Genomic DNA, 12,472 nt, shown 5'->3' with positions numbered 1-12,472 from the left:
TTTTTCATAGATGCTGAGAATAGAGCGCGGGCGCGCGCACCTTCACGTGAACGTCTGCGTGCCCGTTTGCGTTACCAATAACAGCTGGCACACCGGTGTAAACACTGAAAATGTCCGATGGACAGTTCAACAGCTTACCACTCGAGCGAGAAAGCAAAGCCAATGTCACTGAAAGCCTGGCCGTATCCCAAGCGCACCTGGAAGGCTGCCGGCGAAAGAGGTGCCCATGTTTTTGGCGAATCGGTCAAAGACGTTTTCCGTAGCGGTATAATCGACTGCCACTCCAGACTTTACAAGCTTGCGTGCGAGCTGGCCACTGCTGGCAAAACCATCGATAAGCCCTTGAACCCGTGCCTGTTCACCCGTCCAAATCAGACCGGAGAAGGTATCGTTGTTGATATGCAGACGGCTGCCACGCCCCTCTTTTACCCGTGCGATAAACTGCTGATGCACGTCATTCAGCATGGTTTGAAGCATCATCTGCTGTGCGGGTATCTCAGGCGAGAAAGGGTCGAGGAACCCCTTGTTGCGACCTGCTGTCTGCAGGCGGCGGGTTATGCCTGCTTTTTGCAGTAAATCGACAAAGCCAAAGCCGTTGTAAACGACACCAATTGAGCCGACCATGCTGGCGGGGGATGCATAGATTTCATCAGTGGCAACAGCGGCATAGTAGGCGGCAGAAGCACAGAGGTCTACACAGACCGCATAGGTTTTGATGGAGGGATACTTCGCGCGGTAATAGCGAATGGTGTTATACATGTAGTCCGCCTGAACGGGACTGCCGCCTGGGCTGTTGATGCGCAGTATCAGGGCCTTAAGGCTCGGATTTTTATAGGCGTTAACAAGTCCTTTTGCCAGATTATCGGCATTGGCAGGCGCCCCGTCCATGATGGGGCCCGTGATATCGATGATACCCACATGCGGTTTATCAGAGGCACTCTCCACTCTCGCCGCCTTAAACGTCTGCACGGCAATCAGCCCAAGTACCGCCATCCAGAGCCCGCGCCATACCCAGCGCCAGCGTCGTCGACTTTTCTGGTCACGCAGGTATTCAAGCACCAGCTGATTAATGGCATTTTGCGAATCACTGCCAGAGATATTTGTGGGTTCCTGCATGATTAACCACTTGAAATTTACAATATTGCCCGCATTCTATGCGATGTAACATCAAAATAAAACCCGGGGGAAAGCATCATCATGCGTATGGATAAATTGACTGCAAAGTTTCAGACAGCACTTGCCGATGCTCAATCACTGGCACTGGGGCGTGACAACCCGTTTATAGAACCGGAACACCTGATGAAAGCACTGCTCGACCAGCAGGGCTCCGTCTGCGCGCCGCTTCTTTCAAAAGCATCGGTCAATGTACCGGCTTTGCGCGTTTCCCTCGAAAAAGCACTCGATGCGCTGCCCAAAGTCTCCGGGAATGGCGCTGATGTCCATGTGTCGAACGCACTGAATCGCCTGCTGAACCTTACGGATAAACTGGCACAAAAACAAGGCGACAGCTATATTTCCAGTGAGCTTTTCCTGCTGGCCGCACTTTTGGAAGAAGGCAGTCTTTCCCGCCTCCTGAAACAGGCTGGCGCTGACAAAAACGTGCTTGAACAGGCGGTGGCACGCCTTCGTGGAGGAGAGACTGTGAACGACCCCAATGCGGAAGAACAGCGTCAGGCACTGGAAAAATATACCGTTGATTTAACCGAGCGCGCCACCCGCGGCAAACTTGACCCGGTAATCGGAAGGGACGATGAAATCCGCCGCACCATTCAGGTGCTGCAGCGTCGCACGAAAAATAACCCGGTGCTGATTGGTGAACCCGGTGTCGGAAAAACCGCCATTGTCGAAGGGCTGGCGCAGCGCATCATCAACGGTGAAGTGCCGGAAGGCCTTAAAAACAAGCGTCTGCTCTCGCTTGACATGGGTGCCTTGATTGCAGGTGCCAAATTTCGCGGAGAATTTGAAGAACGCCTTAAAGGGGTATTAAATGACCTCGCCAAACAGGAAGGCCAGGTCATCCTTTTCGTTGATGAGCTGCACACCATGGTGGGTGCCGGCAAGGCTGAAGGCGCAATGGATGCGGGCAACATGCTGAAACCGGCACTTGCACGCGGCGAGCTGCACTGCATTGGAGCGACAACGCTTAACGAGTACCGCCAGTACATTGAAAAGGACGCCGCCCTGGAACGGCGCTTTCAAAAAGTGCTTGTGGATGAGCCGAGCGTTGAAGATACCATTGCTATTCTGCGCGGACTTAACGAGCGCTACGAAGTGCATCATGGCGTAGAAATTACTGACCCCGCCATCGTTGCCGCCGCCACCCTTTCACACCGTTATATCACCGACCGGCAGCTGCCTGACAAGGCCATTGACCTGATTGACGAAGCCGCCAGCCTGATTCGCATGGAAATTGACTCAAAACCTGAGAGCCTTGACAAGCTCGACCGGCGGCTGATTCAGCTTAAAATCGAACGCGAAGCCTTAAAACGTGAAAGCGATGAGGCCTCTAAAAAGCGGCTCACCGACCTTGAACACACCATTGAAGACCTTGAAAAGCAAGTGTCAGAACTGGAAGAACTGTGGAAGGCGGAAAAAGCCACCCTTCAGGGTGCCACGCACATTAAAGAAGCGCTCGAGCAGGCAAAGACGGAGCTTGATGCCGCGCGGCGTAAAGGTGACCTTGGACGCATGTCGGAACTGCAGTACGGACGCATTCCTGAGCTTGAAAAACAGCTTGCTGCCGTCAACACCCAGGGCGAAATGGAAACCAAACTGGTACGCAATAAAGTCACTGAGGAAGAAATTGCGGAAGTGGTTTCCAAATGGACCGGTATTCCGGTGGCCAAAATGCTCGAAGGTGAGAAGGAAAAGCTGTTACGCATGGAAGACGCGCTGCATGAGCGCCTTATCGGTCAGGATGCCGCGGTCAGCGCCGTTGCAAACGCCATCAGGCGCTCACGTGCAGGCCTTTCAGACCCGGCCCGCCCCATTGGCTCGTTCCTCTTTTTAGGCCCAACCGGTGTCGGAAAAACGGAGCTTTGCAAAGCACTCGCCACCTTCCTCTTTGATACACCGGACGCGATGGTGCGCATTGACATGTCTGAATTCATGGAAAAACATTCTGTCGCCCGCCTCATTGGCGCGCCTCCAGGCTATGTCGGTTATGAAGAAGGCGGCTATCTGACTGAAGCCGTGCGCCGCCGTCCCTACAGCGTCATTCTGCTCGATGAGATTGAAAAGGCGCATCCCGATGTGTTCAACATCCTCCTGCAGGTGCTGGACGATGGCCGCCTCACCGATGGCCAGGGACGTACGGTCGACTTTCGCAATACCGTCATTGTCATGACCTCAAACCTTGGTTCGCACGTGATTCAGGACATGAGCTCAAAGCTGGATTACGAGCAGATGAAAGCCGCGGTAATGGATCTCGTAGGGCAGCATTTCCGCCCGGAATTTGTCAACCGTATCGATGACAGCGTGGTGTTCCATCCCTTGAGCGAAAAGCAGATTGCAAGCATTGCGGCGCTGCAGGTCAGTGCGTTGCACCAGCGTCTTTCTCAACAGCACATCAACCTCGTGCTGGAACCCGAAGCACTTCAGGCACTGGCTGATGCCGGTTACGACCCGGTCTATGGGGCACGCCCGCTGAAGCGCGCTATCCAGGTGCGGCTTGAAAACCCGCTTGCACAGGCACTTTTACAGGGAGCTTATCGCCCGGGCGATACCGTAGTGGTTGGCGTACGTGAAGGAGCCATGCATTTTGAACGCCAGCCAGGATAGCCGGCGTTCACCCAACGACAGGCAGCACTCAGAACCAGGATGGAGCGGGTGCCGATGAGCTGCTGCCAGTACTACTACTGCTGCTGCAGGATGCGGGCGAGTATGGCAGAGGTTGTGCAATCACCTGCAGCTGATAGTCGTATTGATGCACTTTGAAGTCTCGCGCCGCACCGAGGATGGCGTCTTTGCCGGCTCCAAAGGGTTCACAACGGATGCCGGCACCGTCAGGCAGGGCTTCCAGCAACGCGATAAAATTATCTATCATCGTATCGCGTGTAAGTGCGCTGGCTGCATCTTTGTCAAATGGCTCAAAACCTGGTTTGATGCCAAGTGCGCTTCCAATGACACCCCGTAACTGAAAATTCTCAGGTATGGCCTTGATGGAAGCAAACGCCAGCAGACAGGCTCCGCCAAGAGCATGCACCAGAATACTCATCCCAAATCCCTTTAACTGTGCCTCAACACTCGCCCGCTGTGACCGCTCATAGTTTAAAACGGCAGGAACTCCGGCACAGCTTTGTGACAACAGCGCCTTCATGCGAGCTGAAGTATCAAGACGCTCAAAGCAGGCACGCCGACTCTCCTGACTGGTAGCGCCCTTTTCATCAGCAGAGGCATCCAGTGCGTCCAGAAAGGATTTGACAACGTCTTCAAAATCACTGATTTCGCGGGCCACGTATACGCCTGTAGTTTCGATAAAACGTACATATTCGAACTGAACATAAAGCTCTCGCCATGGCTTCAACCCTTTTTCCCAGTAATACTCATAGGGTGCGATGGAAGACAGCGGATAGCCACGATTGTCTACCTCATGTCGGATATCACGAATATAATCTACAATCTCATGAATATTTTCGGTTTTTTTCTCATGATAAGGATAACTTTGGCGCATGGTATGTTCAAGAAAGGCTGAAAGTGCCGTTTCTAATGATAAAAAGTCTATCTCATTATTTCTTTGCGTACCTGGAACACCAACTCCCAGCCCCTCTTTAATAATGACATAGAGCAATGAATTTTCAGGTCTTGAACATTTTATGATTTGATCAAAACGCAGACGGTACAGACGGTCAAACAGTGCACCTTGAAGAATGAGATGGGCAGATTTTAATTCTGCTCCAGAAACCGCCGAAGGTGGTGAAAGATTTCTTGCGACCTGCTCAATAAAAGCTATCTGGTCAAGGCGGTCTGGATTCAGGTACACATCATCATCCTTTGAGACACTGCTCCATAATGACTTCAGGTAACTTCTTGCTACAGCGGCCTTTTGCGCTTTTTTGGCTCTTTCTTCGTAGATCCAGCGAAGCCCGCCTCCCTCATCATTTCCAAGCACAAAGGATCTTAAGGCCTCATAGGAGGGAGGAATATAGCGCCCCGCAATATGTCGATAGGTCGCCTCAAGCTTCAGCGCACTTTTCAGAAGGGTTCCAGGAACCTTGTAATCCGGCATGTATCCTCCTCACGAAAAAAGGGAGCGCATTCCTGCGCTGAAAGATTCCTGCGCCAGGGTAACACACTCGGAAGGAGCAGGCAGGCCGCTACTGTATCGACCAACACTCGCAACGGTCTCCATGGCAAAAACACTGGCACGCATATTTGCTGGAATGATTGACTTTAACGAGCGTATTTCCTGCGTTTCAGGGGCAACGCTTTGAAAGAGTGCATCACACCATGCACCAAGGGCTGCAAAAAGCTGTCGACGCTCATCATCTGGCAGTTGTGACGGTGAAGTGATACCAAGGCGCTCCTGCAACAGAAGTAGCAGGGGACGGCTGTTGACCCAACCTAAGGCGCTGTCGTGTTCAATGAACACATAACAGTACATTCCCTTCAAAATACAGATTTTTTCTGCATCATCACGCGCCTCAACGTCCAGGACCTGTGCCGTGAGCATAATCAAGCGGGCATAGGTCTGCATGGAAATTTCTGCACTGGCAGGCAGACATCTTGCGAAGAAAGAATGAAACATTGCAGAAGTTGAAGGGGCGCTGGTTGATGGACTACAGGCCTGTGCAAGCTGCTGCGGCAGCGTCACGGCCTGCTCCTTATAGACAGCAAAATCCGTCATGCATCCTCCCTGACCCCCGTGACACGTTATTATTTTTATAACAATGTGCCGGGATTTTTTCAACCTGTTTACGCAATTGCCTGTGAAAAGCGTGCTTCAAGACCGGTAATTATCCGCTGATGCAGGTTATCAAACCCACGATTACTCATGATGAGAACGGCATCATCAGCTCTGGCTGCCGCGACCACGGCTGAGGCCAGCGCAGAGGTATCAGAAGCAGCAAAGACGCCTTTTAGGCAGTCATCTGAGAGGCTAAAGTCTGAGGGTGCCAGCAGAAAAACGCCATGCGCATCTGCCAGTGCTTCCTGCATGCGTGCTGCATGCACGCCACTTCGCATGGTGTAGGATGCAAATTCGAGCACAGCCAGAACGCGTTTGTGTCGCCCGCTCTGTCGAAGGGCGCGCAGCGTTTTGGCAATGGCTGTAGGATGGTGCGCAAAATCATCATAGACGGTAACACCATGCACACTCGCCCGCACTTCAAGACGCCGCTTTGGTGGTTTAAATCCTGAAAGCGCGCGTGCCGCCGCTTCTGGAGTGACTCCCGCGTGCACACTTGCGGCAATGGCTGCGAGTGCATTGTCAACGTTAAACTGCCCTATCAGCGACCACGATACTCGTGCAACCTGCACGCCCTGATGTAAAACCTCAAATACTGAGCCATCCGCGGAAAGAAGGCGCGCACCCCAATCACTTTCGTCCTCGCCGCCTGTGTTTGATACCGGGCAATATACGCCCTGACTCATTACCTGGTCCAACGCCTTGTCATCACGCGGGCGCACCACCCTCCCTTTTGCTGCAATCGTGCGTAAAAGGTAATGAAACTGCAGAATGATGGCATCAAGGTTTGCATAAATATCAGCGTGGTCGAATTCTAAATTATTGAGAACAGCGATTTCCGGGCGGTAATGCATGAACTTCGGGCGTTTATCAAAAAAAGCCGTATCATATTCATCGGCCTCAATGACAAACCACTCGCCCTCGCCCACTGCGGCACAGGTGTTGAAATTGCTCGCGACCCCGCCAATGAGAAAGCCAGGCTTTAAACCGGCTTCTTCGAGAATGTGCGCTGCCATTGAGGTTGTTGTGGTTTTCCCGTGGGTACCGGCAATGGCCAGCACACGGCGTTTGCAGAGGACTTCTCTAAACAGCCATTCTGGCGCTGAGACATACGGCTTTCCGGCATTAAGCACCGCTTCCATGACCGGCATGCCGCGCTTGATGGCGTTGCCGACAATGACAAGGTCGGCAGCAAGGGCATCGCTGGCATCGTCATACCCTTCGGTCCAGGTAATTCCATGCTCGGCAAGCAGCGTTGAAACCGGCGGATAGCACGATGCGTCACTGCCGCTGACCCGATATCCCAAAGATCTCGCGATAAGCGCAATCCCGCTCATGAACGTGCCGCCAATGCCTAAAAGGTGCAGATGCTGCTTCATGGTTTTTTCTTCCTGCCCAATGTCGTAATACTGGTCTGCTGAACCAGTGGATCCTTAAACGGTCCCGATACCTTATACGTGTAACCGCTGACTTTTTCCATACCGGCGTTAATCAGCCGGCTGACTACCCAGGCAGCCACGCCTGCAATGGGGCCGCCCGCAATCGTTGCCACTATTGGCAGGCTCGCCGTAATACGAGGAGCTACCCTCAGATGTAAATCAAGGGTTTCACGCGGTAAATCGATTTGGCCCTTGATGGCTGCAAATGCTACCGGCCCGTCAATATGGGCATTATCGGTAGTCACAATCCCTTTTTTCAACGCGAAATTCCCTTCAAACACGTCAAAGCTGTAGCCTTGCTCGGTCAAGTCGCTAAAATCAAGCTGCAGGCGACGCGGGATAGTCTGCAGGCTCAGGATGCTGAGCACACGCCCCAAATCCATTTTTTCCTCAGCTTCGCGGCTTAAATGGGTAATTCGGCCATTGCGAAGGCGCATCCAGAATTCACCGCTCAGCTTCTTCGTTGAAAAATCCTGAAAACCACCCGGCCAGCTGCCAACCAGACGCGCTTCGCCCTTTTTGGACAACACCGCAGGCGGTGCGTCCCAGAGAGCCAGAAGCGCTGCAAGGTTGCGCACGCGCAGGCTCGTATCCACCTGGGTGACATCCTTGACGCCATTCTGGGTCCAGGTACCCTGTCCGTTCAACGTCCATGCCGGTGATTCAAGGCTTAAGGCATCGAGCGACCACCCGTCTTTCAACGGTTTTCCACGCACAGTCAACACCCCGAGCGAATGCTCCTTCAGTCGCAGATTATCAACCGTCAATGCAAGATTGGGAATGGAGGACGCGCGAAGCGGCAGGGGTTCTGACGACGTATCATGCTTCCCCGTGGAGGAGAGCGTTAACTGGTCAATGTGTCCGCTCAGAAGATTTTTAGCCGTGTCAAACCCCAGTTGCGCGCGTGCCAGAGGACTTTTTACCGTAAAAGCCCAGAGAGTGTCGCGTCGTCGGTGACTGTTAAGTGAGACATCCTCAAAGCGATTACCCCACAGCTGCAGCGTCTTAACCTGTAGATTCAGGTCATCCGGCAGCATGGATGGCGTAAATGCACCCTCGTGTTTACCCGTTGCCTGCAGCCACTTCTCAACATCAAGCGTATCAAGACGTGCATCAACCCGCAGTCCCTGCTGTGGCTGTCGCGCCAGTGCCACGCGTCCCACCGCAACCGCTCCTGATTTCAGCATAAAGCCCGTTTGCGCTTTCGCAAACCAGATATCTCCCCTCGCACGCCATTCATCCTGAAAACGGATACGAGCGGCCTTTTCCGGATTGAAATCAATATCTACGCTGACGGGGCGCGTATCCGTCGCTGACTTTCCAAAAGGCGGCGGCAGGTCAACGGCAGTTCCAAGAAGCGTGGAGGTGAATCGCACCGAATCCATGTCGTTTGGGTTGTCGGTCATGGTCAGCAGCATCGAAAGCGGTAAGACGCCCTTCATGGAATCGAGCAACGGGCTGTTAAACTGTGAGCGCAGTGATGCCACTGTCACTGTACCCTGCATGCCAATCTCGGTTAAAGGCTGCGGAGTCTGGCGCGTATTGGCCGTCAGTGTCACCGGCGTATTAAAAACTTCTGCCTCAAGGTTGCTGGGTGTGGGGCCATGTTCATCAAAATACAGTGTGCCCTGCACATTATTAAGCGCTACGCGGTGCAACGGATGGTTAACCGTCACTGGATTTTTGGAAAAGGACACAGCACCTCGTGCCAGCAGGTTATCGTTGCCGGGATAAAGCGGTACTTCAAGCTGAAGATTCGCGTCCAGCGGTCCCTCAATCTGCACCTGACGCAATTTGGCCAGCGGTTTGGCCAGCGGGGTCGAAAGCAGGTAGTCAAGCGCATCCGGGCCCGGAGTCATGAGCGCGGTACGAATCAATAAATACTCGCGGTCAAGCCCGATGTTAACCAGCTTGAGATTGCCTTTATCAATGGTGAGCGGGCCGTGGCTTGCATGGGTGATATTTGCCTCAAGCGTACGTCCATTCAGATGCAGCCACGCGTCAATGCCACGAATCTCAGGCCATTTACGGTCAAAATAGAGGTCAATGCCTTCTGCCTGTCCGGTAATATCAAATTCACCATCCCCCTTATCCCAGGGAAAGTGCTCAAGCTCACCCTGCATGCGAAGGCGCGCATTAAGCCCTTTGATACGGGTAATATCGTTTTGCAGCCAGTGTGCAAGCTTTGGTTTCATCGAATCGGCAGGCAGGTATTGCAGTATAGAAGCTGCCTCTTTTGCCGCGAGTACGCTCTCAAGCCGAAGATTGCCGCGGCCTTCGCTTAAATCCGCATTATCAAGGAGTCCCTCTGCAGTAAGGGTAGACCCTCCACTGACCAGCACGAGGCGCTCAAGGCTTAAACGAAGTCCGTTCGTAAGCTGCTTCCAGTCGAGCGCACCGTTCAATGTCTGCAGCAACAGTTCAGGTTTACCGGGAAAGCGTATGGCCGCATTTTCGCTGTCAAGTTCCAGTCGACCCTCACCCGGCTGCCAGGCAAGCGCACCCGTCAGATTATTCACGCCGGCAAGCGTTTTATTCGGCTGCCAGCCCAGTCCCTCAAAACGGCCAAGAACGGCTTCGAGCGTACCATTATTCCAGTGAACAGAAGCATCCGTAAGCGTTCCGTGCGGCTTCAGGGCAAGCAGGGCATCCATGGACTGTGGCCACGGAAAGGCCGTAGAGAGCAGCGATTCAATGAGGAGATTCTTCACATAAAAGGCAACCTGTCCCGTATCCTTGACACGCAGCACAAATGCATTCTGCGGCCAGGTAACGCCATTAACCCGCACATCAAGCTTATCCGCTTCCACTTCCCAGCTGTTGTCTAAAACACGAAGTGCAGTGTTGGCTTCGATTGACTGAAACAGGGTACTTTGACCGGAAAGGGGCTCGGTAAGCGCGAGATTTTCAAGGCTAAGCCTTGCCTGTCCGCTCTTAACACGCGCACGCGCCATATCAAGCCAGATTTGTGCATCCAGCGTGCCGCCATCTACATGAGGAGTACCCGCTGGAAACAGCGCCTGCCACTGTGCGGGCAAGAGGTTTTCTGTCTCGATGTACCATTTGCCGCGCGCCCGCATGATGGCCCAGGGATTAATGTCGAGGGTTGCGAGCATGCGAAAATGCGTCGGAATGGTCTGGGCAAGCTGTGCGCTCGCACGCAGGGTATAGTGGCCATCCCGGTTGACTGCAATCAGGCGCGCCCCCTCAATGGGCACGAGGTTACCATCACGCAGATAAAGACGCAGCGACATGTCCTTGATAACCACTTTCTGCTGCTGTAAAAGCCAGTGAAGTATCGCCTTGAACGCGTCCATCCCCATGAAAGAGGCGTTTTTCATCTCAAGGCCATCGAGCACAAAGCCATCGTCTTCCTGACGCACCCCAAGGCGGAGGCCTTCAACATAGAGAACGCCCGGCTGAATCTGCCAGTTCATCAGCGACTTAAAGACATTAATGCCGACCAGCAGTTTCTGGAGGTGTACGGCATCATGTTTTGTGCCGGAGAGGTTGACATCACGAAGTTTGAGCACCGGGTGAAACCAGTACCAGCCGGTTTCCATGGATGCAATGGTCACTGGCTGACCGACCCAGGTACTGAGACGGTGCTCCAGTTCACCACGGTATTGTGAGGCGAAGGGCGTTAAGGCGCGAAACAGACTGGAAACAATGGCAGCAGCCACGAGCAATGCCGCGAGCAAAAAAGTGCCTTTGCGCAGAAAGGGCTTCCACGGTTCAGGCTTTGAGGGTAGCGGCAAATCCGTGCCTCCGGTAGTTTCAGAGGTCACACCATATCCGTGCAAAAATTATACATCATACCCTTCCTCACGCATTTTCGCAAGCTTGTAACGCAGCGTGCGCTCGCTCACACCGAGCAACGCCGCTACCTTCTGTCGATTACCGCCCTGTTCCTTAAGTGTTTGCACAATAAGGTCAAATTCATGGTTTTGCAGATTTCTCGGGCCGGCTGTTGCCATGGCGGTTGCCGGAGTCTCCGTCAGAAGCTGCAGGTGCTCATTTTCTATCACGCCATTGGTCTGCAATACCAGTGCGCGCTGAATGACATTATCAAGCTCACGCGCGTTACCGGGCCAGGGATAGCGTACCATCGTCTCACGCGCTTCATCAGAAAGCTGTGGCACACTTGGCAGATGTTCACAATGACGGCGTATCAGGTAGTTGGCAAGCGGGATAATATCACAAATCCGTTCACGAAGCGGCAGCCAGTGCAGGGGAAACACGTTGAGTCGGTAGTAAAGGTCCTCACGAAAACGCCCCTCCCTCACCTCGTTCAAAAGCTGGCGGTTACTGGTTGCGAGCACGCGTACATCAAGATTGACCACCTTGCTGGCGCCAAGGCGCTCAACTTCGCGCTCCTGCAGCACGCGCAGCAGCTTGGCCTGCAGCGGCAGGCTCATCTCACTCACTTCGTCAAGGAGCAGCGTTCCGCCCTGCGCCTGCTCAAATTTTCCAGGTGTTGATTTAAACGCCCCGGTGTAAGCGCCTTTTTCATATCCAAAAAGTGTGGCCTCAAGCATCTGCTCGGGAATTGCTGCACAATTAATGGCGATAAAGGGATTAGACCTGCGTGATGAATGGTCGTGGATATAATGCGCAAGGACTTCCTTACCCGTGCCGCTCTCACCGGTAATCATTACGCCAACATCCGACTGCGCCACTCTGAGTGCCATCGACAGCAACGCCTGGCTCTTAGGATCCTGTGCCACAGGCTCACCGTCTTCTTCAAAAAGCGGCTTGATATAATGTGCGATTTTACGGGTCAGTACTTCCGGGCTGAAAGGTTTTTGCAGATAATCAACTGCGCCGTGCTGCATGGCAATCACCGCTTCTTCTACGGTAGCGTTGCCAGTCATGAGAATAACCGGCACGCCTGGATTTCGGCGCTGAATTTCGTTTAAGAGCTGCTTGCCGTCCATGCCGTCCATGCGAATATCGCTGAGAATAATGGCTGGGCGATGACGCTCGACCATGGCCAGTGCCTCGCGCCCGTTTCGGGCGGCAAGCCAGGAATGTCCTGCCTGCTGCATGGTTTCTGTAAGTGCTTCACGCAAAACGTTATCGTCTTCTACGATCAACACGTTGCTCATGCCTTTTCCCTTCTTCTCTG

At 53.4% G+C, this 12,472-nt stretch carries 7 protein-coding genes; 1 reads left to right on the top strand and 6 read right to left on the bottom strand.

Annotation, left to right across the window (positions count from 1 at the left end; translation table 11 throughout):
- Positions 1-165: 165 nt before the first annotated feature.
- Positions 166-1,119 carry a S49 family peptidase gene (locus E4T54_RS10515; RefSeq protein WP_115152835.1) on the bottom strand — a complete coding sequence of 318 codons (954 nt, stop codon included), beginning with the start codon at positions 1,117-1,119 and terminating at the stop codon, positions 166-168.
- A gap of 78 nt (positions 1,120-1,197) precedes the next feature.
- Between E4T54_RS10515 and clpB the strand changes: the two genes are divergently transcribed.
- Positions 1,198-3,780: an ATP-dependent chaperone ClpB gene (gene clpB, locus E4T54_RS10510; protein WP_028386898.1), complete on the top strand. Its 2,583-nt coding sequence runs from the start codon at positions 1,198-1,200 to the stop codon at positions 3,778-3,780.
- 28 nt (positions 3,781-3,808) lie between these two features.
- Here clpB and E4T54_RS10505 read toward each other — a convergent pair whose 3' ends face one another.
- The 5 genes from E4T54_RS10505 to E4T54_RS10485 all read right to left on the bottom strand — a co-directional run bounded on the left by E4T54_RS10505 (position 3,809) and on the right by E4T54_RS10485 (position 12,452).
- A complete protein-coding gene (locus E4T54_RS10505; protein WP_028386897.1) occupies positions 3,809-5,227 on the bottom strand; it encodes a hypothetical protein in 1,419 nt (472 codons plus the stop codon).
- Positions 5,228-5,236: 9 nt separating this feature from the next.
- Positions 5,237-5,845, bottom strand: coding sequence for a hypothetical protein (locus tag E4T54_RS10500; protein ID WP_028386896.1), 609 nt, complete (start codon positions 5,843-5,845; stop codon positions 5,237-5,239).
- Positions 5,846-5,913: 68 nt separating this feature from the next.
- Positions 5,914-7,284 (bottom strand): UDP-N-acetylmuramate:L-alanyl-gamma-D-glutamyl-meso-diaminopimelate ligase, encoded by a 1,371-nt coding sequence (gene mpl, locus E4T54_RS10495; protein WP_058387109.1) that lies wholly within the window; start codon positions 7,282-7,284, stop codon positions 5,914-5,916.
- Positions 7,281-11,132: a YhdP family protein gene (locus E4T54_RS10490; RefSeq protein ID WP_028385775.1), complete on the bottom strand. Its 3,852-nt coding sequence runs from the start codon at positions 11,130-11,132 to the stop codon at positions 7,281-7,283. The genes mpl and E4T54_RS10490 overlap by 4 nt, the downstream gene beginning before the upstream one ends.
- Positions 11,133-11,150: 18 nt before the next feature.
- Positions 11,151-12,452 carry a sigma-54-dependent transcriptional regulator gene (locus E4T54_RS10485; RefSeq protein ID WP_028385774.1) on the bottom strand — a complete coding sequence of 434 codons (1,302 nt, stop codon included), beginning with the start codon at positions 12,450-12,452 and terminating at the stop codon, positions 11,151-11,153.
- Positions 12,453-12,472: the final 20 nt, after the last annotated feature.

It is taken from the genome of Legionella geestiana (genome assembly GCF_004571195.1).
Lineage (GTDB): Bacteria > Pseudomonadota > Gammaproteobacteria > Legionellales > Legionellaceae > Legionella_B > Legionella_B geestiana.
Note: the sequence above shows the minus strand (reverse complement) of the source record. Positions and strands in the feature narration are given on the sequence as shown.

Excerpts from the sequence above, each read along its gene's own strand:
- clpB (WP_028386898.1), top strand. The coding sequence starts at position 1,198 with ATGCGTATGGATAAATTGACTGCAAAGTTTCAGACAGCACTTGCCGAT.
- E4T54_RS10505 (WP_028386897.1), bottom strand. The coding sequence starts at position 5,227 with ATGCCGGATTACAAGGTTCCTGGAACCCTTCTGAAAAGTGCGCTGAAG.
- E4T54_RS10500 (WP_028386896.1), bottom strand. The coding sequence starts at position 5,845 with ATGACGGATTTTGCTGTCTATAAGGAGCAGGCCGTGACGCTGCCGCAG.
- mpl (WP_058387109.1), bottom strand. The coding sequence starts at position 7,284 with ATGAAGCAGCATCTGCACCTTTTAGGCATTGGCGGCACGTTCATGAGC.
- E4T54_RS10485 (WP_028385774.1), bottom strand. The coding sequence starts at position 12,452 with ATGAGCAACGTGTTGATCGTAGAAGACGATAACGTTTTGCGTGAAGCA.